The following is a 24,039-nucleotide window of genomic DNA, read 5'->3' as shown; positions in this document are numbered from 1 at the left end:
CAATGGCGCGCATCATCCTCCTGTCGGTCGATCACAGCCTCGCCGCGCGGATCGGCGAAGCCATGCAAGGCCGCGCGGCCGTCGAGCTGGCACAAGCAGTCACGCCGGATATGGTCGAGGGGCCTTGCGTAATCCTGGTGGATCGGGACGCAATCCCTCCAGAACGCTCGATAGCAACAGCCCTGTCGGCAGTGGCCGAAGGCGCGACCGGACGCCCGGTCGTGCTTGTCACCGGCGAAACAGGTGCCGACGAAATATTACACGCCATCCGTTCCGGCGCGGACGATGTCATCCCCCGCGCGGCGGAAGGTGACGAAATCGCCACCATTCTCGGACGCCTCCTCAACCGCTCAACCGCCGATCATGGCAAGGGCGGACGCCTGACTCTGGTCCTTGGCGCAGACGCCGAAGCCGCCGCGATGGTCGCGACCGACATGGCAGTCAGCTGCGCCCGCGCCGGTTCCTCGACACTATTGATCGACTTCACCATGCCGACCAGCGCGGCAGAGGCCTATCTCGACCTCCCGGTAAACTACGGCATCGCATCAGCCATCGCCGACATAGAGCGGCTGGACGCAAGCCTGCTATCCAGCGCCCTCGCCCGGCATGATCCAAGCGGCCTCATGCTCCTCACGCTGGACGGCGGTTCAGGCACGGAACCGGCCGGGATAGCCCCTGCCGACATAGCCGCGCTTGTCCGCCTGCTGCGCGCCTGCTGCGGCGACCTGATCCTCTGCGCGGGCAGCCTGCGCCATCCGGGCCTCCTGCGCACGCTCGCCTCGCTCGCCGATCGCATCGAACTGGTCTGCGCACAATCAATCCGCGAAATGGACGCCTGCCGCCGCTTGCTCGACCGCATCGGTGACGATGAGGCAAGCCTGTCACGCACACGCCTGCTCGTCTGGGATCATCAGCCCGCCATATTGCTTGACAGCCGCCGCATGAGCGACATCCTGCGTACCAGCAGCACCCTGCCGCTCCCCATCGACCAAGTCCGCATGCGCAACGCCCTGAACGCGGGCCGCCCGCTCGCGATGGAGGCCGCGCCAGACCCCTATATGCGCGCCATCCGCACCGCCTGCGGCATCGAACCACAGCGATCGTCCAAGAGCCTCGAACGCCTCCGCCGCCTGCTCCAGCGCCCGGTGGAACCAGCAGCATGAGCCTGCTCTTCGACACCAGCCTGCCGCGCAGCGCCGCCCGCCCCGCTCCAGTGGCGCAGCCAGCCGCCCAGCGGATGAGCGACAGCTATCAGGCGGTCATGGCCCAGACCTGCGCGCAAGTCATCGAACAGCTGGAAGCACGCGGCAGCACCGCCGAAACGCTCGGCGCACGGGCACTCCGCGCCGAAATAGAACAGGTCATCACCAGCCTCAGCAGGCGCGGGCAACTCGCGCTCAACACGGCAGAACGGCTGCTGCTGATCGAGGATGTGGAGGATGAGGTCGCCGGGCTCGGCCCGCTAGCCCCACTGCTCCGCGACGGCAGCATCGATGACATCATCGTCAACGGCCCCGGCACCATCTATGTCGAACGCAGCGGCCTGCTGGAGAAGGTCGACCGGCGCTTCCGCGACGACGCGCACCTCATGAACATCATTCAGCGCATAGTCGGCCCCATCGGCCGCCGCGTGGATGAGGCCAGCCCCTATGTCGATGCGCGCCTCGCCGATGGCTCCCGCGTCAATATCGTCATCCCGCCGGTCGCGCTCGACGGCCCGATGCTGTCGATCCGCAAATTCCGCATGCAGGCGCTCGGCATAGAAGATTTCATCAACCGTCAGGTGATGAGCGCTGAAATGGCGGCCTATCTCGCCGCCGCCGTGCGGTCGCGGCTCAACATCCTCATCTGCGGCGGCACCGGCGCGGGCAAATCCACCCTGCTCAACATGCTGTCCCACTTCATCAGCGACCGCGAGCGGCTGATCACCATAGAGGACGCCGCCGAGTTGCAGTTGCGGCAGGACCATGTCGTCCGGCTGGAAACCCGCCCGCCCAATGTCGATGGCAATCGCGAGATCAGTGCCCGCGAACTCGTCCGCAACGCGCTGCGCATGCGCCCCGACCGCATCATCCTGGGCGAGGTCCGCGGGGTCGAGGTGGTGGAGATGCTGCAAGCCATGTCCACAGGCCATGACGGATCGATGGCGACGCTGCACGGCAATAGCCCGCGTGATGCCTTCGCCCGTCTCGAAATGCTGATGGGCTTTGCCGGGGTCCAGAATGACATCCGCGCGATCCGGCGGTTCATCGCCAGCAGCGTCCATGTCGTGGTGCATATCCAGCGCCTGTCGAACGGCAGCCGCCGCGTGACCGGCGTGACCGAAGTCACCGGCATCGAGGGCGAAGCCTATTCCTTCAACGAGCTGTTCAGCTTTCACGAACAGCCCGCCATGTCCGGCATGGGCGAATTTCGCAGCCACTCGCCCCGCCCCTATTTCGCCCCACGCCTGCGCGACTATGCGCCGGGCGCCGTCCGGCAGGGCATAGTGTGAAGGCGGCGGCGTTCCTCCTGCTCGCGCTGTTGACGCTAGCGGCGACGGCCTCCCCGCTGCTCGCCCTGCGCGCGCGGGAACAGGCGCGGCTGTCGCGGCGGCTGGCGGCAATCGCGCCCGGCGATGCTCCCACCTCGCGCCAAAGCGTCCGCCTGACCGTCCCCAGCCTCGCCGCGCCACTGCTCGCCCGCGCGCAACTGGAAATAACCACGCGCGCTATCGGCATTTTCGGCGGTTGCATGGCATTGTTCACCCTCGCCACATTGCTGGCAACCGGCCCGGTAGTGACAGTCATCCTATTACCGCTCCCGCCCGCCGTCCTTTTCCTGTGGATCAGGGCGCGCGCTCAGCGCCGCGTGAATGCCCTCATCGAGGCCCTCCCCTTCTACATCGATGCCGTGCGCCAGATGCAGGCGGTCGGCAGCTCCCTGCCCCAGGCGCTGGAACGATCGCTCACCGACGCACTCGGCATCGTCCGCAGCTATCTCGCGCCAGCCGCACGCCGCCTCGAACTCGGCGCCCCGGTCAGCGAGGCAATGCAGCAACTCGCCGACCGACTCCGCGTTCCTGAAATGTCGATGCTGACCGCCGCGATCCGCACCAACATGCGCTATGGCGGCCCCGTCAGCGCGGTCCTGTCGAACCTCTCCGCCATCCTGCGCGAACGCATCCGCATCGCGCGCGAACTGAAAGCCGCAACGTCCGAAGCCAAGGTCAGCTCCCGCGTGCTGATCGCCATGCCGATCGTCGCGATGGCGCTGCTGATGGCGTCCAACCCGGCCTATATCGACTTCTTCCTAGACGACGCGCGCGGGCACCGCATGGCATTCATCGCCATCGGACTTCAGATCGCAGGCATGCTGGTCATGCGCCGGGTGATGAGGCTCGCCTTCTGATGCCCTCGGCCTTTCTCCTCGCCTGCCTCCTCATGGCGCTCATTGGGCTCGGCGTAGCCTTGCTCGGCGGCCGGATGCTGATCGCCGATCGACGGCTGGAGGCACGGCTCGCCCGGTTTACGCCAATCGGACAAGCCAAGCCCTCGCTGCGCCTACCCACCATACTCGGAGCCGAAGGCCGCAACCGGTCGAGCCTCGAACGCCAGTTACAGCTCGCAGGCTATCAAGACCCACGCGCCATCAACCACTTCCTCTGGCTGCGCCTAGCCGCAACCCTGCTAGCCGCGCTGCTGGCCGCGTTCCTGTGCCGCATCCTCTGGCACGGCTGGCTATCACGCCCGATGCTGATCGTCATTGCCGCAGGGCTAGCCTTCGTGGGCGCGCGCCAAGCGCTGAACCTGCTCGCCTCCAGCCGGGCAAGGAAGATCACCGCCGAATTTCCCTTCCTGCTCGACCTCATGCTGATGATGCTGGAAAGCGGCGTCTCGCTCGACCAATGCTTCCGTTCGATCGCCCGCGACGAACAGGTCGCGGTGCCGCACCACGGCCAACTAATCGCCTTGCTCGTCACCGACCTAGACCGGGGCATGCGCTACGAACTGGCGCTAGATCGCTGGGCCGCGCGCGTGGCGGTCAGCGGGGCGAAAGAACTCGCCGCCCTGTTCCGCCAGGCCATGTTCCAGGGGATCGAGCTTGCCCCAGCCCTGCGCGAATTCGCCCGTGAATTCACCCAGCGCCGCGTCGCCCGCGCGCGCGAAGCGATGGGCGGCATCACCGTCCGCATGGTCGTGCTGATGATCCTCTTCTTCATGCCCGCCCTGTTCATCGTTCTGGGCGGGCCGCCGGTCGTCGCCATCCTCGACACCTTGCGGGCGAGTGCGCGATGATGTGGCTCCTCCCCCTGCTCCTCGCAGCCGCCGACACATCCGGTTCGACCCGCAGCCTCTATCTGCAACTCATCCATCAGGCGCGCGCCGATGGCAGGCCCCGCGCCGCCCTCGCCTATCTGGACGATTTCGACCGCCGCTATCCCGGCGACCGCGACGCACGCATCCTGCGCGTCAACAGCCTGCTAGATCTCAATGATCTCAATGGAGCCGAAGCAGCAGCCGCAGCGCTCCCCGATGGCGGCGGCAGCGCAGTGCGCGGCCACCTGCTCGCTGCGCGCGGACGCTGGTCCGAAGCCATCGCGCCCTACAGCCAAGCGGTTCAGGCAAGCCCCGCCGACCCCATGCTCCGCAACGCCCTCGGCTTCGCCCAGCTACGCGCGGGGCTAGCAGCGGAAGCGGCGGAAAGCCTGCGCGGCGCGCTGGACCTGTCGCCGGGCACCCCAGTGATCCGCAACAACCTCCTGCTCGCATTGAAGGCAGCCGGTCAAAATGCCGAGGCGGAAACCCTCCTCTCCACCATCCGCGATGAGCCTCAGCGTGACGCCCTCCGCCGCCAGATCGCCGCGCAAGCCGCTCGTCTCCCCGCACCAAAGGACCGCTGATGCTCTGCCTTTGCCTTCTATTGGCTTCCGCCCACACGCTCCCTGAGGCCGATCAGGCACGCCGCGTGATCGAATGGCAGCTACGCTCGCCACCCCGCGCCCCGGAAAGCACCGGCCTCAGCGCGGAAGAAGCTGAGGCCATCCGCAACCGCTACCTGCAATCTATCGGCCAACGCCTGCCCCGCTCCGCCGATCAGGACGCCCCCACCTTCCCATGATGCTGCTCCGCCGCCTCCATCCCCTGTGGCACGACCGGCGCGCGGCCGTGGTGCCGATGGTCGCGGCATTTGGCGCGGTGCTGGTCGGGGCGATGGGCTTTGCCCTCGACGCGGGCCTCTATTATGCCGGGAGCCGCGACCTGCGCGCCGCCACGGAAAGTGCCGCCCTCGCCGCCGCCATGTATCCCGCGCAGGCCGAAGCGCGCGCCCGCGACAGCCTCAGCCGCAACGGCTATGACCCCGCAATCCTGCGTTCGGTGGAACTTGGCCGCTATTGCGCCGACGCGGCCCTTTCCGCGCCCCAGCGGTTCGACGCCAGCTTCACCCGCTGCCCCGGCAATGGCCAGCCCAATGCCATCCGCATCCGCACCGGCAAGCCCAGCCGCCAGTTCTTCACCCGCGTCCTCGGTGGCGCCAATCCCATCCCCGAAATCGCCGCCACCGCCACCGCCGCGCGCATCGACGAAGCGGGTGTCGGCGTCAGCTCCGGCATCCTCACCGTCACCAGTTCGCTGGTGAACAGCGTCAACGACCTGCTCGGCGGGCTGCTTGGTATCCAGTTGCAGTTGGGAGCCAGCGACGTCCAGACGCTTATGGGCGGCTATGTCGATGCTGGCCGCTTCTTCGACGCACTGGCGCAGCGCGTCGGCGAAACGGGCAGCTATGGCGCCCTGACCAGCCGCAGCGTGGGATTGCGCGACCTGATGCTGGCGGCGGCAAGCGCGGCCGACCAACCAGCCACCGCCGCCACCCTGACCCTCGTCGCAGGCCGGGTGAGCAATAGCTACTCCGTGCCTTTGCAGGGCCTGTTCGGCCTTGGCGTATGGAAGAATATGCCCGTCGGCGAGGCGGACGAGCAACCCGGCCTGCGCGCGGGACTGAACGCCTATCAGCTTTTCGCCTTCGCCGTTCAGGCGGGCAATGGCAGCATCGACCTGTCCGACGCCATCAGCCGCGTCGCATCGGGCAGCACGATCCGCCTCGCCGCCGTCGCGACCGGCCCGATCGACAGGCCGCGCTTCTCCTTCGGACCAGCGGGTGAGACCAGCGCCAGCACATCGGCGCTGCGGTTGCAGCTGAACCTTGGCCTCAACCTCAACATATTGGGGATCGGCGTCGAATCCGTCCCCTTGCTTATCGACGTCGCCGCAGCCCGAGCGGACGTCAGCGCCATAGATTGCGCCAACACGGCGGAGCAGGCGCGCGACAGCCGGGTGAGCATTCTCGCCACCTCCGGCCTCGTCAACGCCTATATCGGTCAGGCGCCCGCCAACGCCATGAGCCGCCCGATGCCGCCGCTTTCCGCCAGCGACATAGCGCCCGCGCGGATCCTGAGCGTCCTCAACCTCATCACCGCCGACGCCCGCGCGGTCGCGCAGCCGGTGATGGGCAATAGCGGAACGCTGCTTTTCGGGCCGGGCGGTCAGGGGACGATCGGCCGCCCCGGCACCCCCGGAACACCCGCCACCATCGGCAACGGGTCGCAAACGGGGCCACTGCTAACGTCCCTCACCAACAGCCTCAGCGGCCCGAACGGCCTTCAGGTGAAGCCGCTCAACCTCTGCATCTGGCCGGTCTGCGACACAGGCGCCACGCGGTCCCAGCTGCTCGGCGCAATCACCACCCCGCTGGCCGCGCTCATCGGCAACACCGCCGACCCGCTGCTCGACAATCTGCTCGCCGCGCTCGGCATCCAGCTTGGCCATGCGACCGTATGGGTCACGGGCGTCCGGTGCGGTGTGCCGGTGCTGATTTAAAGGAGACCGGCGGCGCGATCCCCTCCACGCACCACCGATCATGACCGGAGGGATTTGAGGAGAAAGACGATGATCATTGATGTCGCACGAAAGTTCATGAAGCGCCTGGCGCGCGACCAGAAGGGCCTCACCGCCGTGGAATATGCCGTCCTCGGCGGCGTGATCGTGGCCGCGATCACGGCGCTTCAGACCGACTTCACCAATGGGCTGAAGGGCGCCTTCACCGCCCTGTTCAACAGCGTCAGCTAAACCGCCGATGAAAGCCTATTGCAGGAGGAGCCGCGCGCCCGCGTCCCGGCTCCTCCACTGTCAGAAAGGCATCGCCGCGCTGGAGTTCGCGCTCGTCGCTCCAGCGCTGCTGATGCTGATCTTCGCGATCATCATCTATTCCTTCTGGTTCTCGGCCCTGCTCGGCGTCCGCCACGCCGCTGCGGAAGGCGCGCGCGCTGCGATGGCAGGCCTTTCCTCCAGCGAACGCGCCACACTGGCCCGCACCCGCGCACAGGCTGTCATCAACGGCTATGGCACGCTGCTTGGCTCGGGAGGGACGCCCGACATTCAGGCGCAGCCGGATGGCGTCGGGCAGTTCAAGGTGCAGGTCCGCTACGACATGAGCGGGTCGCCGCTCATGCGCTACGCCACCTTTATCCCCTTGCCTTCGACCACGCTCGGCGCAACGGTGATCGTCACCAATGGCAGCTATTGACCGGCCCGGCTGCCCGCCCTGCCGTAACAGCTACGAATATCAACAATCCCCCTTTCCTTTTCGCCGACGGCTGCGTAACTGTCCGCTCTCGCCATGACGCGCGCGCAACATTGATTGTCCGCGCGTCGCGCGATGTCCGGAACGGCGATGAGCGCTAGTTCGGATGTCCGCGAGGTAGTTTAGGGCACGCTTTTGCACCCGCAAGAGACGCCGCCATGCAGGAGTTAGCCATGCTTTCAAAGGTCACGCTCGCCAATACCGACCTCTCAGTCAGCCGTCTGTGCTACGGCACCAACATGCTCGGCTGGTCGATCGACCAGGACCGCAGCAACGCGATCCTCGACAAGTTTCTGGAACTGGGCGGCAATTTCGTCGACACCGCCCGTTCCTACGGCGACTGGATGCCCGACGCGCCCAAGGGCGCCAGCGAACGCGCCATCGGCGCCTGGCTGAAGGGCAAGAAGCGCGAAGACGTCATCGTCGCGACCAAGGGCGGCCATTTCGACATGCGCGCTGGCGACTATCGCAACCGCGTCAACGCCACCGACATCGGCAGCGACCTCAATGAGAGCCTTGAGCATCTGGGCGTCGACACCATCGACCTCTACTGGGTCCACATGGACAATCCGGAAACCCCGGTTGCCGAACTGATCGACTTCCTGAACGAAGCGAAGAATGCGGGCAAGATCCGCTATTTCGGCGCGTCCAACTGGTCCGACGCCCGCGTGCTGGAAGCCAACGAATACGCCAAGGCGAACGGCAAGGCTGGCTTCATCGCCGTCGAGCCTTTCTGGGGCCTCGCCAAGCCGAATGAAGAGGCTGCCACGGCCCAGGGCTACCAGATGTACTTCGAAGATCATGGCGGCAAGCTCAAGGATGCTGGCCTCGCCATCATCCCCTATTGCTCGCAGAGCCGCGGCTACTTTGCCTTCGCTGAAAAGGGTGAAGTTCCCGAGCATCTTCAGGGCTTCTACGACAACCCGGTCAACAAGGACCGTCTGGCCGCTGCCAAGGACGTCGCCGCCAAGCATGGCGTCAGCGTTTCGGACGTAGTGCTCGCCTATCTGCTGAACCAGCCGCAGCAGGTGATCCCCATCTTCGGCGCGTCCAGCCCGGCCCGTATCGAGGAAGCCGTCAAGGCCGCCTCGCTCACCCTGTCGGCTGACGAAGTCGCGGCGCTGAAGATCGGCTGATCTTCCTAAGCTCGAAAAGAATGAAAGGGGGCGATCGGGTGATCGTCCCCTTTTTTATTGTTCATCCCGATCAAATTTGCGCCAAGCGATCAATCGGGAATAGATCGCGCAAATTCTTACGCGATCACCATTATTTTTGCCTGACTAACGACAAAGAACGCGATAAAAGGATGACGACCATACGCATGTGGCAAATCTAGGAGATCATGATGACCGCTGCCCTTTCACAATCACGGTCGGGCGCAGCGCCTGCATCTCTCACCAGTCCGGGCCAGATCGGCGCGCTGGCCCTCCCCAACCGAATCATCGTCACCGCCATGGGCGTCAGCCTGGCCGAAGCAGACGGCACCGTCAGCCAGCGCCTGATCGATTATCATGTCGCGCAGGCAAAGGGCGGCGCGGGCCTGATCATCATGGGCGTCACCGGCGTCGCGTGGCCCGTGGGCGCGGTTCAGCCCAACCAGACTGCAATTTCCGACGATCGTTTCCTGCCGGGTCTCACAAAGCTGACCGAGGCCGTCCACGCAGCCGGCGGCCGAATCGCGGCACAGCTTCACCATGGCGGCCTCGTCGCCGGGCATAGCGCGCAGGACGGCCATCCCCTTTGGGCTCCGGCCTATCCGCCCCCCTTCGCGGGCGACTTCCCCGACTATTTCCTGCCAGAAGAAATGGCGGCATTCGCGGGCGGCGTGGTGCCGGAAATCAAGGTTCTGGAGAAGGCCGACATCGACCATGCCGTCCGCCAGTTCGCCGACGCAGCACTCCGTGCCAAGCGCGCCGGAATGGACGGCCTGGAAATCCATGGCGGCCACGGCTACCTCCTCTCCTCCTTCGTGTCGCCGTCCACCAACACGCGGCAGGATGAATATGGCGGCGACGTGCCGGGCCGCGCGCGCCTGCTGCTGGAAGTCGTGCGCGCCGTTCGCGCGGCGGTCGGCCCCGACTTCCCGATGTGGGTCAAGATGGACTCGCGCGAACTGGGCAAGAAGAACGGCATCACCATCGACCATGCCCTCGAACTGGCGCCATTGGTCGAAGCAGCGGGCGCCGACGCCCTCACCATCACCGCCTATCATGACGTTGGCCAGGGCAAGCTCCACTCCGGCTCCAACATCCCGCACGAACCCGCCTTCAATCTGGAAGCCGCCGCCGCCATCCGGAAGGTCGTTTCCATCCCCGTAATCGCATCGGGCCGGGTAGAAATCGACCGTGGCGAAAAGGGATTGGCGCAGGGCGAATTCGACTTCCTCGCCATGGGCCGCAAGCTGCTCGCGGACCCGGACCTGCCTCGCAAGCTGACGGAGGGCCGGGTCGCCGACATCCGCCCCTGCATCTACTGCTATACCTGCGTCAGCACCGCCTATCTGCGCGAACAGGTGCGCTGCGCCGTGCGATCGGAAACAGGTTACGAGGACCTCGATTGGTCCCCGGCCAAGGTCCCCGGCCATGTCGTGATCGTGGGCGGCGGCCCCGGTGGTATGGAGGCTGCGCGCAGGCTGGACCTTGCTGGCGCCAAGGTCACGCTCATTGAAAAATCCGATCGTCTGGGCGGCACGCTGCGCTTCGCGGGTCTCGCTTATGAACCCAATGAGCGGCTGCTCAACTGGCTGCGCGACCAGATCGGCCAGTCGAAGGTCGATGTGCGCCTGAAGACGGTAGCGACCCCGGAACTGATCGCCAGCCTGATGCCCGACAAGGTCATCGTCGCGACCGGCGCCGTGCGCGACATGCCGCCGATCCCCGGCAATGATCAGGATTTCGTGCTGTCGGGCGACGATCTGCGCGGCATGATGCTGGGCGAGGACTCCGCTGAAATCCGCCGCAAGACCAGCTGGACGACCCGCGTCGCGACGAAGCTCGGCGCCGCGACCGGCGCAACCGCCAATCTCGATCTGGTGCGCAAGGCGACCCACGCCTGGATGCCGCTCGGCAAGCGCGTCGTCATCATCGGCGGCGAACTGGTCGGCGTGGAACTCGCCGAATTCCTGATGGAGCGTGGCCGTGAAGTGACGGTCATCGGCGAAGCCGTGAAGTTCGGCGGCGGCCTGCTGCTGGTGCGCCGCATGCGCCTGCTGGCGGAACTGCGCGAACATGGCGTGGCGATGTTCCCCGGCGCGAGCGGGATCGCGATCGGCAAGAACAACGTCACCTTCACCAATGCAGACGGTGAGCAAAAGAGCGTCGCTGCCGATCATGTCGTGGTGGCCATGGGCGCCCACGGCGACTCCACCCTCGCCAACGCGCTCCGTGCACAAGGCCATGATGTGGTGGAGGTCGGCGACGGCACTGGCGTCACCTATATCGAAGGCGCGATCCGTGGCGCGGCTGAGGCTGTGGCGGCAATGGGCCGCTGATCGCACTATAGAGCGTCAGAAAAAAGGGGAGCGCCGCAACGCTCCCCTTTTTGCATTTGATCTGCCCCCTCCCCCGTTCGGGCTGAGCTTGTCGAAGCCCTCTACTTCTAAAAAGAAGTAAGGCCCTTCGACAGGCTCAGGGTGAACGGAATTGAGGGATCAAAAATTCCTAGCGCCCGACCAATTCCGCCCCAGCCTCAACCCGATAATCCGCCAACACCGGAGCCGCCATGGCATCGGCAAACGCCTCATAGCTCCAAGGCCAGCTAGCCGGGACGCCGGTCGCATCCAGATACCAGCTGCTGCAACCCGAACCGAAGATCGTGGTCCGCGCCGCCGCGATGCGCCTTTCCTCATAGTCGGCATGGGCGTCGGCACTCGGTTCGACCGTCCGCGCCTCTCCGGATCGGAGGAGGGCAAGCAGCTGATCGACATAGGCCCATTGCTTCTCCGCAATATCGATCAGCGAGAAGTTGCCGACAGGCCCGGTCGGCCCATTCAGCATGAAGAAGTTCGGAAAGCCCGGTATCGTCACCGCATAATAAGCGGTCGGCCGAACGGACCACACATCGTCCAGCGAAACGCCATCCCGCCCCAGCACCGTTGTCGGCCGGATGAAGCGATCAGCATGAAAGCCCGTCGCCAGCACCAGCGTATCAAGTTCATGGAGCCGTCCATCCTCCATCCGCACGCCCTTGGCTTCGACGCGCGCGATGCGGTCACGCTCCACCTCGACATTGGGGTGCTGCACGGCGTCATAATAGGACCAGCTGTAGATCAGCCGCTTGCACGCCGCCCGATAATTGGGGCGCAACTTTTCCTTCAGCTCAGGATCGCGAATGCTGTTTTCCAGATTGTCGAGGCAATATTGCTCGATCGCCGCGATCTCCGGACCATGCGTGTCCGTGATCGCGTGCGTAAAGCGGAAGATATTGTCCCAATATTCCTTGTTGTTGCGAATGTCGTCGATCAGCGCGGGATCGCGACGGAATGCTTCCTTTTCTTCCTCGCTATACTGGAAATAGGGAACAGGCATGATCCACTGCGGCGATCGCTGGAAATGCACCAGTTTCGACGCCCGCGTGCTCAGTGCCGTGATGATCTGCACGCCCGTCGAACCATTGCCGATCACGCCCACCCGCGCGCCATCGACCGGGGCATCATCCTGCCAGCGGGCACTGTGGAAAGCCTGCCCCTCGAAACTGTCCAGCCCTTCAATGTCGGGCAGCTTGGGATGGTGCAGCACACCCGAAGCGGCAATCACGACTTCGGCCTCAACCTCTTCGCCGGTGATCAAGCCCAGCCGCCAGAGGCCAGCGCCCTCGTCCCAAGCCGTTGATACGACTTCGCTGTTGAAACGGACGTGCGGCATAATGCCATATTTCTCGGCCGTCTTTTCGAAATAGGTCTGTATTTCACCGCCCTTGGCATAATAGGCGTCCCATTCCGCATAGGGCTCGAAACTATAGGTATAGGCGTGCGCTGGCACGTCGCAGGTCAGGCCCGGATAGCGGTTTTCCCGCCAGGTGCCGCCCAGCCGCCCGGCCTTTTCATAAACGGTGAAATCCTCGCCCGCCTGGCGCAGGCGGATGGCGGCAAGGATGCCCGCCATGCCCGCTCCAATAATTGCGAAACGCAGACCTTTGCGGCCCTGATCGATGGACAAGTCACTCTCCTGTCGGTTGTGTTTCTGACCATCATGATGATGCGACGGGCAGCGCCGCGCATCATGCAAATGGATCAGGTCTTGACCGACAGGCGAAGATCAGCCCCGCGCCGCCTTTCGCCCGGCCTGACGCCCGAAGAAGGTGCAGTCGGCAAGGCTGAGGCCGGAGCTATAACCATGCCCCCAGGCCGGAAGACCCGAAGTACAGCGCCCCGCCGCGAACAGGCCCGCGACCGGCGCGCCAGTCCGGTCCAGCACCTCGCCATCGGTCGAGGTCCGCAGTCCCCCCAGCGTGAAGAAGCTGAAATAGCTGGTCGCGAAATTCAGCTCCAGCGCCACGAACGGCCCCTGATCCAAAGGCGTCAGGATCGGCGCGCGCTTATGGAACAGCGGATCGCGCCCCTCCCGCGCATGTTCATTATAGAAGGCCATGGTGGCCGACAGCGTGCCCGGCGCCATTTCCAGTTCCGCCTCGACCTCTTCCCAGCTGTCGCCAGTGCCCGCGATCGTCATGCCAGCCATCGGGAGCGGCTCGTCAAAATGGGCGATGTCGAGCAACAGATAGACCCTGTCGCCCATCTGGTCGACCGCAACGCGGCTCACCCGGCCATGATAGCAATCTTCGTTGATGAAGCGCTGGCCCATCTGGTTGACGAACACGCCATAGGCCTGCGGTTCGGGCATGGTCCAGGGACAGGTGGTGAAGAACTGCTCCATATGGACGGCGTCACCGCCCGCGCTGACGCCCAGTTCGATCCCCACGCCATCATCCTGATCGCCGATCGGGCTGCTGATCTTGAACGTTTCCGGGCAATAACGGCGGCGCATATCTTCGTTGAAGGCAAAGCCGCCCGTGCAGAGGATAACGCCCTTCGCCGCCCGAACGAAGCGGTTGACATTGTCGATGCGCACGATGACCCCGACGACCCGCCGCGCTTCATCCTGCACCAGCGCCACGGCGCGGGCATCGGTCGTCACTTCAACGCCAAGCGCCTTCGCGCGAGCCTCCAGCAGATCGACCATCGGCCGCCCGCCGCCCCAACCCATATGGGCGATCACATGCCCACGCGGGGCAGGCTTCGCTATCTCGCAAAAGGGCCATGCCGCTTCGCTGCCCGACCAGATCAGGGTGGAATCGTCCGTCGGCTCGATATGCTTGCCGGGCAGATAATTGCCGCGATAGGGGATGCCCTGCTCCTTCAGCCAGGCATAGTGGTTGAGCGACTCCTGCGCATAAAGATCGCACTTCGCCTCGTCCGCGCACGGCCCGCCCGCCGCCTTCAGATAGGCGGCCATATCCTCCGTGCTGTCCTCGAACCCCGCCGCGCGCTGGGCATCCGTCCCACCGCTGCCGCCGATATAAATCTCGCCGCCCGACAAGGCCGACGCGCCGCCACTGCCCGAACCACGTTCGAACAGCATAACCCGCGCGCCTCCCGCCGCCGCTTCGATCGCGGCGCACGCACCCGTCGCGCCAAAGCCGATCACCGCGACGTCGGTTTCGAAATCCCACCGTTCGACCTTGCTGGCGGGATAGGGGCGATGAAGCGAAATGTCGGTCACGAAAAGCTGTCCTCTCCTTATGCGATCGAGATCAGAAGGCCTTTGTCTGCCCCCCATCCACCATCAGCGTTTGGCCGGTGATATAACCTGCCGCGTCGCTTGCCAAAAAAACGGCGGCCGCGCCAATATCTTTTTCGCAATCGCCAATGCGCTTCAGTGATACCTTGCTGATCTGCGTATCATAATCGGCGGGCGCCCATTCCTTCCACGCCATCACGCCCGGCGAATTGGCGAACGGGCAAATGATGTTCACCCGCACCGCCTCCGCGCCCCATTCGCTGGCGGCGATCTTGGAAATGGCGCGGATCGCTTCCTTCGCCGCGCAGTAAGACCCCTGCGTCGGGATCGCATCGAACGCAGCGCCGGTCGCGAAGTTGATGACCGACCCCTTGGCTCTAACCAGATGCGGATAGGCTTCACGCATCAACACGAAAGTCGGCCAGAAGCCGGTGTCGAAAGCAAGTTCCATGGCCTCGTCGGTCGTTTCGGCCATCGGCAACTGGCGCGAAGCCTGCGCCGCGTTCACCAGCACATCCAATCCGCCGAAATGCCCGACCGCCGCCTCGACGATTTTCGGCAACTCCGCCCGCTGCGCCAGATCGACGGCCATGAAATGCACATCCCCGCCCAGCGCCCGCAATTCCACCTCGGTCGCGCGGCCAAGCTCTTCCTCCCGATCGACGATCAGCACGCGGGCTCCCGCCTTGACGAAGGCCGTCGCCACACCTTTGGCCACCCCGCGCGCGCCGCCGGTTACGATCGCTGCCTTGCCTTCCAGTGCCTTCATGTCCTGCTCCGATCCGCTCTGATTTATGTGAAGTAAGCCCCGCCATTCACGGTCACGATGCTGCCCGTGGCAAAGCTGCCGTCATCGCCTGCCAGAAACGCCACGGCCCCCGCGATCTCGTCGGGCTGGGCCAGACGCTTCATCAGGCTGTCCGCCGCGATCATGTCCTTCATTTCGCTTGGCAAAGTGGCATAGATCGGCGTCTCGGTTGCACCGGGATTAACCGCATTGACCCGGATGCCGCGATCCGCCAGCTCCCGCGCCATCGCCCGCGTCATGCCCAGCACTGCCGCCTTGGCCGCGCAATAAGGGATAGGCCCATCGCCCTTCACGCCAGACGTCGAACCGATGTTGACGATGCTCCCGCCAGTCCCCTGTTCCGCCATCAACCGAACCGCCGCCCGGCTGCATTTGAACGTACCGTCCAACGTCACGGCCAGCACGCCGGACCAGCCCTCATCCCCGCAATGGATCGTCTGATCGACAAAGGTCGTCGGCGCCTCGCCCCGCGCGATTTGCTCAGCCCGCTCCCCCTGCGCCGCATAATAGCGGTCCATGCCGTCGCCTGCCGCGCTACCCCGCCCGGCATTATTGACCAGCACGTCGACGCCGCCCAGCGCCTCCTTCACCTGCGCAAAGGCCCTGTCCACCGAAGCTGTGTCCGCCACGTTGCAGGCAATCCCCACATGCGGCGCAGGCAACACCGCGCCAGCCGCCGCCGCATCCAGATCAAGTATCGCGACCGTCGCCCCTTCGGCAGCGAGCCGCCGCGCAATAGCCGCACCAATCCCCTGCGCGCCGCCGGTCACGACAGCGCGTTTTCCTTTCAGCCGTTCCATGGCGATCAATCCTCTACTTCAGGACGCCAGGCGACGCCGTTCACATGCGCGCCGCCATCGGCAAAGAGGGTGTTGCCACTCATATAGCCGCCGCCCTCGCTCGCCAGGAACACCGCGATCGGACCAATATCCGCTTCCGCGTCGCCGAAACGCCCGGCCGGAACCTGTTGCAGGATCGCCTGCGTCATCTCCGGATTGGCCGCGAAATAATCCTTAGCCTGCGGACTCGTCGCGGAAGGACAGATGGTGTTGCAGGTAATGCCGTGCGGCCCCCACTCCACCGCCGCCGTCCGGGTCAGCGCCCGCATCGCTTCCTTGCTGGCATTATAAGCGACGGTGAACATGTGCGCGTTGACGCCATTCAGCGATCCCAGGTTGATCACGCGGCCATAGCCTTGCGCCTTCATGATCGGGAAGGCCGCCTTCATGGCCCAGAACACGGCATAATAGTTGAGGGCGAAGGATCCCTCCATATCCTCGTCGCTATGCTTCTCGATCCGCTTGGGGAAGCTGGCGCCCGCATTGTTGACCAATATGTCGAGCCGCCCGAACCGCTGATGCACGGCCTCGACCATGGCTTCCACCTCGGCGCGCTGCGTCACGTCCGTACGGATGAAAAAGGCGTCAACCCCATGCGTATCGCGCAGATATTGCGCCTCTTCCTCGCCCTGATCAGCCTTGCGCTGCGCGATCGCGACATTCGCCCCGGCAGCGGCCAGCGCCCGCACGATGCCCTGACCAACACCCTGCCCACCCCCGGTGACGAGCGCCGTGCGCCCTTCCAGCAGCTTTGCCATATTACCTCTCCTTATAGTCTTGTGACCCTACCCGCCGCTCATGCGTCCAGCAGCGCATAATCCAGATAACCGACCCGATCGTCGCCACTGCCCGTGTAGAAGCTGGCCTTGTTGGCCTTGTTGAGCGCAGCCCCCGTCTGGAAACGCTCCACCAGATCGGGGTTAGCGATGTAGAGATAGCCGAAGGACACTGCCTCGGCCTTCCCCTCCGCGACCACCGCCGCAGCCTTCTCCAGGTTCAGGCCGCCATTCTCGATCACCGCGCCGCTCCAGTTGGCACGGACCAGCTCCAGCGCGTCCTGCCCTTCCAGCGGAATGTGGATCAGATGGCAGTAGGCCAGGCCCATGCCGTCGATAGCGTTCAACAACGCAGCATAGGTTTCATGCGGGTTCGCATCATCCATGCCGTTGAACTTGACGCCCGGACAGATACGGAAGCCGACCCGGCCCGCACCCACGGCGTCGGCCAGCGCCTCCAGCAACTCGACCACGAAACGAATGCGGTTCTCCACCGACCCGCCATAGCGGTCGGTCCGGTGATTGCTGTTCGATGACAGGAACTGCATCGGCAGGTAACCGCTGGCGCAATGCAGCTCGATCCCGTCCAGACCAGCGGCGATCGCGTTGCGCGCCGCCGTCACATATTCCGCAATGACGCCGGGAATCTCATCTGTCTCCAGCGCGCGGGGCACGACCGTTTCCACCGGAACGCCATCAGGGCCGGGGATCTTGTCCGGGCACTGAATGGCTGACGGCGAAACCGTCTCTGCGTCCGCATCCTTGTTCGCCTGCACGGCGGCGCGGCCGACATGCATCAGCTGCATGACGATCTTTCCGCTCCCGCCATGCACGGCGTCGGCGACCTTGCGCCATCCTTCGACCTGCGCCGCGCTATGGATGCCGGGCGTCCGCCAATATCCCTTGCCGACGGGCGAAGGCTGCGTCCCTTCCGTCACGATCAGCCCGGCACTCGCGCGCTGACGATAATATTCGACCATGATGTCGGTCGGCACATCGCCCGGTCCGGCCCGGTCGCGGGTCATCGGCGCCATGACGACCCGGTTGGACAGCGCAATGTCACCCAATGTCACGGGCGAGAAAATATCCGTCATAGCAAATCAGCTCCGTACGCGCGGCTTGGGCAGCGGAGCGCCGCGCCGCATCGTTTCAATGAATTTTTCCAGCGGCGCGGGCGCATCGACCGGGCCATCATGCGGCTGCCCATGCCGGTCCCAATAGCTTTTCCAGCTCGGGAACAGGTCGTGGAAACTGCCATGATAGGGCTGCACGCCCGGCCAGCGCATCTTGCGATCACCGATCGGCGGCTTGTTGAGGTCCGTCGCGTACCAGTAAAGCGGCAAGCGGCGGCGGAAATACCAGCGGCCGTCGATCCGCTCATATTTATCGAAATACATCATCTGCATGATGACCCATTCGGCGCCGGTCTCATGCTCATTTTTCGAATAGACGACGCCCTGCGCATGGTCGGGATCATCGAAATCGATAATGTGCCCGCCAATATGATGGGACGTGCCATCAAACTGCATCGAATGGGTTTCGTCGAACCAGTCGCGCAGTTCCTTGCGCCCCTGCTTGCCGCCACCGACCTTCACATCTTCGGGGAACAGGTTCACCCAGGCGTCGGAGTCGCGCATGTCCAGCGCCAGCGAATATTTCGCGGCCAGCTGACGGATCGCATCCAGCGATTCCAGTCGGTCTATGCGCGCAATCAGGCTCTCGTCCGCCACCCTCTCGATCCTTTCTATTTGAACCGTTTGTTTCCCCTTTCTCCCTGCCTCTGGAAATGCCAGAATAGCTCAAAGGTCATGACAAAACGGCTCAACACCAAACATCTGTCGCGTCCGGTGGCGACGCGTGTCCCCGTCGCCATCGCCCGCGATCTGCTGCGGCTGGTGGCGGAAATCGGCGTCGATCCCGCCGATCTGCTGCGGCAGGCGCGCCTGTCCCACCTCATAGGGCCGCCGATCGGCGGAACCGCCGCGCAGCGCGGGCTTTCGCAGGATGATTTCACCCGCCTCTACGCCCATTGCACCTGGGCTCTCGATGCGCAGGCCGCCCGTCAGGAAGGACGCGAGCCCCTGACCAAGGCGGGGGTGGACATGCTCTGCCACTGCATCATCACCTGCCGCACATTGGCGGATGTGATCGATCGCACGGATCGCTTTTCCGAGCTTATCGGGCCGCGCGCAGGGCGGCTGCGGCTGAAGGTCGATGACGGCGTCGCGCGGCTCGACATGGCAACCCCGCGCCATATCCGGAACGCCAGCGCCTATGTGTCCGACCTTGCGGGCCTTTCCACCTATTACCGGCTATTCGGCTGGCTGATCGGCGAGGATATTCCGCTGCTCGGCGCAGCGATGCGCTATCCACCGCTGCTGGACGAGCAGACCATTTCCTACCTCATGCCCGTGCCCATGCAGCATGGCGCACCGGAAAACAGCCTGCGTTTCCCCGCCAGCTATCTCGACCGCCCGGTCCTACGCAGCCATCATGAACTGGAGCATCTGCTCGAACGCTTCCCCTTCGACGTCGAACAGTCGCAATCGCTCGACGCGCCATTGTCGGAGCGCATCCAGCACCTCTTCAGCGCCATGCTGGGAAGTGGCGAAGCGCCCGCCACCGCGTCCCAACTTGCCCGCCAGTTCAGCATCAGCGTCGCCACGCTGAAACGCCGCCTTGCCGATGAAGGCACATCGCTCGTGCAGCTGAAAACCGAAGCGCGCCGCGCCCTCGCGACCCGGCTGCTGGACGACCCCCGGCTCACCATCACCGAAGTGGGCCGCCGCACGCAGTTCAGCGACACCGGCGCCTTCCGCCGCGCTTTCCAGCAATGGACAGGATCATCGCCTAGCCGCTGGCGCGAACTGCGCCAGGGCGGCCGGGAAACGCCGATCAGTATCGACTGATGATCTTCTCGGCAAAGCGGTTGAGATCGTCGATCTTCTCCTGCAACGGCTGACTATCTTCTTCCACCGCATAGAGATTGCGGAAAGAGGCGACGACATCAGTCACGCCCGCATCTTCCTGCCGACGGATCATATCCAGATCGACCTCCCCCATGGCCGAACCGAAGATGCGGAATGGCGCGTCCTTGCGCCCAAGTTCCTCCCGATACGCCGCCAGCTTCTCCAACATCGGCAGCATCATATCCATGCCACCCCCCGCAAACATCCAGCCATCGTTGCGCGCCGCGCGCTTCAGCGCAGGGTCGGAATGACCGCCGATCAGGATCGGCACCGGCTTTGTCGGGACAGGATTGAGCTTCACGGGGGGCAAGTCGAAAAACTCGCCATGATATTCGAAATAGCCGCCATTGGTGAGGCCCCGGACGATATCGATGCACTCATCGAACCGCTTGCCCCGCCCTTCCCACGGCACGCCCATGACCGCATAATCTTCCGGCCACACGCTCAGGCCCACGCCAAAGTTGAAACGGTTGTCGAACAGCGCCTCGATCGATGCCACCATCTTCGCGACATAGAGCGGCGGGCGCACTGGCAGCTTCACGACATTGGTCGTCACCTCCAGCGTCTGCGTCGCGGCGAGCATCGCGGTCACATGGATGAACGACTCGAGGAACGGCTTGTTCTCCAGGAATTCGCGCCCGCCATCGTCGGTATAGCTATATTTGGTGCCAGAACTTTTCGGATAGATCAGGCTGTCGGGCACCGTGAACCCTGCATAGCCCGCCGCTTCGGCCGCCTTTGCCAGCGGCGCGTAATATTGGATCGCGGTCATCGACTCGCCCAGATGAAAGCGCATCGTCCTCTCCTTCCACATATTATTCTCAGGCCCGGCGGGCTACGCCGATCAGACCCGATGCTTTCGACCTTATCCCTTCAGCGGGAAATTCAGTCAACTCCGCCTATGATCCGGTTCGTGCGCATTCGCGCTCTCTGCTACGCATATGTCGGCGTAAATGGCATACAGCGTCGCAAAAAGCGCATTGATCAATTGTTTTTTTCACCTATCCTATGCGCCAAAGCTGCACCCCGCATGAGGGGCAGGCGGCAAAAGGATCAGGAAAGGAAAGAGGATGCTTCTCAAGGACAAGGTCGTGATCGTCAGTGGCGTTGGCCCCGGCATGGGTCAGGCGCTGGCCCGGATAGCCGCCGCCGAAGGCGCGAGCGTCGTGCTCGCCGCCCGTAACCAGGCCTTCCTCGATGAAGTGTGCAGCGACATCAAGGCAAAGGGCGGCAAAGCCATCGCCGTCCCCTGCGACGTCAGCGATGAAGCTCAGTGCAAGACGCTGGCCGAACGCGCCGCCGCCGAATTTGGCGGACGCGTCCACGGCCTCGTCAACAGCGCCTATTTCCACGGCGACTGGTGCTTTGTCGATAATGCCGACTTGGGTGACTTCGCCAAGGCGTTCGACGTCAACTGCCTCGGCGCCCTCCGCCTCACGCGCGCCTGCGTCCCCTATCTGCGCGACGGCGGCGCGGTCGTGAACGTGTCCACCATGGCGACGGTCAATCCCTATGGCACCGAAGGCGGCATGGAAATGCCCTATGCGGTGGCAAAGGGCGCGCTCAACACGCTGGGCAAATATATGGCGTCCGACCTTGGCCGCCACGGCATCCGCGTCAACACCTGCCGCATGGGCTGGATTCATGGCGAGCCGGTCGAAGGCTTCATCGCCTCGCAGGTGGACGCCGGTTTCAAGCGTGATGATGTGATCGCGGGCGTCACCAAGAATATCCCCATCGGCATCATCCCACCAGAAGATGACTGCGCCCGCGCCGTGTTGATGATGATCTCCGACTATTCGCGCGTTGTCAGCGGGGCATCGCTGGACGTCAACGGCGGCCAGTGGATGGCGCCCTAATCGTCAAGGAGGTGCGCCCATGTTCAAATGCATCGCACTACTGAAACGCAGGCCGGATCTCTCGCGCGAAGACTTTATCGCTTATTATGAAACCCAGCACGCGCCCCTGATACGGCGCCTGCTGCCGGGCATAGTCGATTATCGGCGCAACTATGTGGAGCTGGAGGGCGCCTTCCTGTTTCCGGGCGCGGCGCCGATCGACTTCGACGTGATCACCGAAATCTGGCTCGCCGACCGCGCAGCCTATGACCGCTTCACCGCCGCCGCCGCGCAAGAGGACATCGCCAACCAGATCGCGCAGGATGAGGAAAACTTCCTCGACCGCACGGCAACGCGTATGCTGGTGGTCGATGAAAGAGGTGCAGACATGCCCAACGCCATCACCCTCCAGGCATTGCTGGACGAACGGGAAATCATACGAGGCCTGTCCCGCTTCGCCCGCATCCTCGACAATAAACAGTGGGACCACTTAAGCGACGTCTTCGCGCAGGACATCAGCTTCGACTATGGCACCGGCGGCGACCAGCACGGTATGGCGGCGCTCACCGCCAACATGCGCCGCTTCCTCGACCGCTGCGGCGGCACGCAGCATCTCATCGGCAGCATCCTGGTCGATGTCGATGGCGACCGCGCGACGAGCCGATCCTATGTGCAGGCCCGGCATCAGCGGGTGAACGACCCCGCCGGACCCATATTCGATTCCAACGGCGAATATGTCGATCAGTGGGAAAGGCGCGCCGAAGGCTGGCGCATCATACGCCGCGACGCGATCTGGGCCGCGCACACAGGCGACCCGATGATCCTGCACGCTGAACCCGGCAATCTCGGCTGATAAGTCAGGGCTTGAGCCCAACACCGCCCCCTACCCCCGTTCGGGCTGAGCTTGTCGAAGCCTTCTTCTTCTAAAGAGATGTGAAACCCTTCGACAGGCTCTGCACGAACGGATTTAAGCGTTTAAATAATGGATAGCGCCCTCACCTCACGCCACCTCGGCAAAGGGCAGACACACGCTGTCAAACCCCAGCACATGCGCAACGCGGCCCAGTCCAACCCATGCCGCCACGCTATGCGCCAGGTCGACAATCTCCTCGTCCGAAAACAGCGCATGCGCCCGCTCCCAGAAATCCTCATCCTGCGCGATCGACTTCGGCTCCTGCGCAAAGCGCTCCGCAAATTCAATCGCCGTCCGCTCGCGAGGACTGAAGACAGGCGACGTCCGCCAATTCTCGACCGCCGCATAAAAGTCCTCATCGGGCGCTGATCCATTGTCGGCAACCGTATGCCCCGGCCGCTGCCCCGATGCGGCAAACATCGATTGAACGTCCCGCGCCGCGCGAAATTGCTGGCAGATGACACAACCGTTTATCTGCGCCGTCCGCGACCGCGCGCCTTCAAATTCCCGCAGCGACAACAGGCTATGCTGATAGACCGCTTTCGAAAAGCCGCCCGCTGCCCCCATGATCTCGCGCGCATAATTGCGCGATGCATAGCCATAGGGGTCGGCGGCATCCTGCTCGGGTAAGTCGATACGGATCATGGCATCTCTCCTTATGTCGCTGTTTTGTTGTTCACACGCCCGCTATTCAATCCACGCCCGGCGCACCGGGAAATTGTGCATAATATTGCCCGGTCAGCATGCCGCCATCCACGGCGATCTCCGCGCCCGCCAGATAGGATGCCTCGTCGCTCGCCAGGAACAGGGTCGCGCGCGCCACTTCCTCCGGCGCGCCGACCCGTTGCAGCGGCACATTGCCGAACCGCTCGCTCACCTTTTCCCGCGTCGATCCGTCATGATTGGTCATCACCGTATCCACGCCGCCCGGATGCACCGAATTGACGCGAATGCCCCGATGGCCAAGCTCCAGCGCGGCGACACGGGTCAGCCCCCGCACGCCCCATTTGCTGGATGAATAAGCGGCAAGCCCGTTCGCCCCCTTCATCCCATCGACCGAAGAGATGTTGACGATCGCACCCTTGCCACGGGCGATCATCCCCGGCGCGACGGCCTTGATGCCCAGAAATTCGCCGGTCAGATTGACCTTCAACACGCGCTCATATTCGGCAAGGCTGGTGTCCAGCAGTGTGCGGAACAGCAATATGCCCGCATTGTTCACCAATATGTCGACCGGCCCTAAATCCGCCTCGACCGCGCCGACCAGTTCGGCCCAGCCCTGCTCGCTCGTCACGTCATGATGATAGAAGCGCGCCGCCTCACCCAGTTCGGTCGCCAGTTGCGTGCCGACCTCGTCCAGCACATCGGTGATGGCGACCTTCGCGCCCTCCTCGGCAAAGAGTCGGCTGGTGGCGGCGCCCATGCCGCGAGCGCCCCCGGTGATGATCGCAACCTTACCCTGCAAACGGCCCATGGCGCCCTGCCTCTCCAAAAAAATTTCCGCACCGCGATACGCATTCTGGCGTTATTTCTTCGCAG

At 64.2% G+C, this 24,039-nt stretch carries 24 protein-coding genes; 14 read left to right on the top strand and 10 right to left on the bottom strand.

Going from position 1 to position 24,039, the window contains the following annotated elements; translation table 11 throughout:
* The first annotated feature begins 2 nt into the window (after positions 1 to 2).
* From ACZ51H_RS15810 to ACZ51H_RS15760, 11 genes are all read left to right on the top strand, one after another.
* The gene (locus ACZ51H_RS15810; RefSeq protein ID WP_464803026.1) at positions 3 to 1,163 is read left to right on the top strand and encodes an AAA family ATPase; all 1,161 of its coding nucleotides are present in this window, start codon (positions 3 to 5) and stop codon (positions 1,161 to 1,163) included.
* The gene (locus ACZ51H_RS15805; RefSeq protein WP_464803025.1) at positions 1,160 to 2,494 is read left to right on the top strand and encodes a CpaF family protein; all 1,335 of its coding nucleotides are present in this window, start codon (positions 1,160 to 1,162) and stop codon (positions 2,492 to 2,494) included. The genes ACZ51H_RS15810 and ACZ51H_RS15805 overlap by 4 nt, the downstream gene beginning before the upstream one ends.
* Positions 2,491 to 3,390: a type II secretion system F family protein gene (locus ACZ51H_RS15800; RefSeq protein ID WP_464803024.1), complete on the top strand. Its 900-nt coding sequence runs from the start codon at positions 2,491 to 2,493 to the stop codon at positions 3,388 to 3,390. Before ACZ51H_RS15805 ends, ACZ51H_RS15800 begins: the two co-directional genes overlap by 4 nt.
* Complete coding sequence (locus ACZ51H_RS15795; protein WP_464772732.1) at positions 3,390 to 4,277, top strand: type II secretion system F family protein; 888 nt, start codon at positions 3,390 to 3,392, stop codon at positions 4,275 to 4,277. The genes ACZ51H_RS15800 and ACZ51H_RS15795 overlap by 1 nt, the downstream gene beginning before the upstream one ends.
* A complete protein-coding gene (locus ACZ51H_RS15790) occupies positions 4,274 to 4,882 on the top strand; it encodes a tetratricopeptide repeat protein (RefSeq protein WP_464772731.1) in 609 nt (202 codons plus the stop codon). The genes ACZ51H_RS15795 and ACZ51H_RS15790 overlap by 4 nt, the downstream gene beginning before the upstream one ends.
* Positions 4,883 to 4,947: 65 nt before the next feature.
* Entirely contained in the window at positions 4,948 to 5,100 is a 153-nt protein-coding gene (locus ACZ51H_RS15785) for a hypothetical protein (protein ID WP_464803023.1), read from the top strand.
* The gene (locus ACZ51H_RS15780) at positions 5,097 to 6,857 is read left to right on the top strand and encodes a TadG family pilus assembly protein (protein ID WP_464803022.1); all 1,761 of its coding nucleotides are present in this window, start codon (positions 5,097 to 5,099) and stop codon (positions 6,855 to 6,857) included. Before ACZ51H_RS15785 ends, ACZ51H_RS15780 begins: the two co-directional genes overlap by 4 nt.
* A 69-nt stretch (positions 6,858 to 6,926) precedes the next feature.
* On the top strand, positions 6,927 to 7,106 hold the full coding sequence (locus tag ACZ51H_RS15775; protein ID WP_464803021.1) for a Flp family type IVb pilin: 180 nt from the start codon (positions 6,927 to 6,929) through the stop codon (positions 7,104 to 7,106).
* Between the two features lie 7 nt (positions 7,107 to 7,113).
* Positions 7,114 to 7,563, top strand: a complete 450-nt coding sequence (locus ACZ51H_RS15770; RefSeq protein ID WP_464803020.1) for a TadE/TadG family type IV pilus assembly protein — start codon at positions 7,114 to 7,116, stop codon at positions 7,561 to 7,563.
* A 230-nt stretch (positions 7,564 to 7,793) separates the two neighbouring features.
* Positions 7,794 to 8,756: an aldo/keto reductase gene (locus ACZ51H_RS15765; protein ID WP_449468801.1), complete on the top strand. Its 963-nt coding sequence runs from the start codon at positions 7,794 to 7,796 to the stop codon at positions 8,754 to 8,756.
* Between the two features lie 206 nt (positions 8,757 to 8,962).
* On the top strand, positions 8,963 to 11,110 hold the full coding sequence (locus ACZ51H_RS15760) for an oxidoreductase (protein WP_464803019.1): 2,148 nt from the start codon (positions 8,963 to 8,965) through the stop codon (positions 11,108 to 11,110).
* Between the two features lie 169 nt (positions 11,111 to 11,279).
* Here ACZ51H_RS15760 and ACZ51H_RS15755 read toward each other — a convergent pair whose 3' ends face one another.
* The 7 genes from ACZ51H_RS15755 to ACZ51H_RS15725 form a co-directional block, all read right to left on the bottom strand.
* Positions 11,280 to 12,776, bottom strand: coding sequence for a flavin-containing monooxygenase (locus ACZ51H_RS15755; RefSeq protein ID WP_464803018.1), 1,497 nt, complete (start codon positions 12,774 to 12,776; stop codon positions 11,280 to 11,282).
* Between the two features lie 99 nt (positions 12,777 to 12,875).
* Positions 12,876 to 14,339, bottom strand: coding sequence for an FAD-dependent oxidoreductase (locus tag ACZ51H_RS15750; protein ID WP_464803017.1), 1,464 nt, complete (start codon positions 14,337 to 14,339; stop codon positions 12,876 to 12,878).
* Between the two features lie 31 nt (positions 14,340 to 14,370).
* The gene (locus ACZ51H_RS15745; RefSeq protein ID WP_464803016.1) at positions 14,371 to 15,126 is read right to left on the bottom strand and encodes an SDR family NAD(P)-dependent oxidoreductase; all 756 of its coding nucleotides are present in this window, start codon (positions 15,124 to 15,126) and stop codon (positions 14,371 to 14,373) included.
* Positions 15,127 to 15,149: 23 nt separating this feature from the next.
* The gene (locus ACZ51H_RS15740) at positions 15,150 to 15,965 is read right to left on the bottom strand and encodes an SDR family NAD(P)-dependent oxidoreductase (protein ID WP_464803015.1); all 816 of its coding nucleotides are present in this window, start codon (positions 15,963 to 15,965) and stop codon (positions 15,150 to 15,152) included.
* A 5-nt stretch (positions 15,966 to 15,970) separates the two neighbouring features.
* A complete protein-coding gene (locus ACZ51H_RS15735; protein ID WP_464772722.1) occupies positions 15,971 to 16,762 on the bottom strand; it encodes an SDR family NAD(P)-dependent oxidoreductase in 792 nt (263 codons plus the stop codon).
* A 38-nt stretch (positions 16,763 to 16,800) separates the two neighbouring features.
* Positions 16,801 to 17,874: an alkene reductase gene (locus ACZ51H_RS15730; protein ID WP_464803014.1), complete on the bottom strand. Its 1,074-nt coding sequence runs from the start codon at positions 17,872 to 17,874 to the stop codon at positions 16,801 to 16,803.
* Positions 17,875 to 17,880: 6 nt separating this feature from the next.
* On the bottom strand, positions 17,881 to 18,510 hold the full coding sequence (locus ACZ51H_RS15725; RefSeq protein WP_460988744.1) for a nuclear transport factor 2 family protein: 630 nt from the start codon (positions 18,508 to 18,510) through the stop codon (positions 17,881 to 17,883).
* Between the two features lie 78 nt (positions 18,511 to 18,588).
* Here ACZ51H_RS15725 and ACZ51H_RS15720 point away from each other — a divergent pair, with 78 nt between their 5' ends.
* Positions 18,589 to 19,689 (top strand): helix-turn-helix transcriptional regulator, encoded by a 1,101-nt coding sequence (locus ACZ51H_RS15720; protein ID WP_464803013.1) that lies wholly within the window; start codon positions 18,589 to 18,591, stop codon positions 19,687 to 19,689.
* Here the strand turns inward: ACZ51H_RS15720 and ACZ51H_RS15715 are convergent.
* Entirely contained in the window at positions 19,676 to 20,545 is an 870-nt protein-coding gene (locus ACZ51H_RS15715) for an LLM class flavin-dependent oxidoreductase (RefSeq protein ID WP_464803012.1), read from the bottom strand. The two genes, ACZ51H_RS15720 and ACZ51H_RS15715, sit on opposite strands and share 14 nt — an antisense overlap.
* Positions 20,546 to 20,819: 274 nt before the next feature.
* On the opposite strand from ACZ51H_RS15715, the gene ACZ51H_RS15710 reads away from it, so the two are divergent.
* Complete coding sequence (locus ACZ51H_RS15710; protein WP_460988738.1) at positions 20,820 to 21,608, top strand: SDR family oxidoreductase; 789 nt, start codon at positions 20,820 to 20,822, stop codon at positions 21,606 to 21,608.
* A gap of 19 nt (positions 21,609 to 21,627) precedes the next feature.
* Positions 21,628 to 22,440, top strand: a complete 813-nt coding sequence (locus tag ACZ51H_RS15705) for an EthD family reductase (protein WP_464803011.1) — start codon at positions 21,628 to 21,630, stop codon at positions 22,438 to 22,440.
* Positions 22,441 to 22,587: 147 nt separating this feature from the next.
* Here ACZ51H_RS15705 and ACZ51H_RS15700 read toward each other — a convergent pair whose 3' ends face one another.
* Positions 22,588 to 23,145: a carboxymuconolactone decarboxylase family protein gene (locus tag ACZ51H_RS15700; protein ID WP_449468780.1), complete on the bottom strand. Its 558-nt coding sequence runs from the start codon at positions 23,143 to 23,145 to the stop codon at positions 22,588 to 22,590.
* Between the two features lie 46 nt (positions 23,146 to 23,191).
* Positions 23,192 to 23,974 carry a glucose 1-dehydrogenase gene (locus tag ACZ51H_RS15695; protein ID WP_460988734.1) on the bottom strand — a complete coding sequence of 261 codons (783 nt, stop codon included), beginning with the start codon at positions 23,972 to 23,974 and terminating at the stop codon, positions 23,192 to 23,194.
* Positions 23,975 to 24,039 lie beyond the last annotated feature (65 nt).

It is taken from the genome of Sphingobium sp. TomMM15, assembly GCF_055397045.1.
This window is presented reverse-complemented; position numbering and strand designations above follow the sequence as displayed.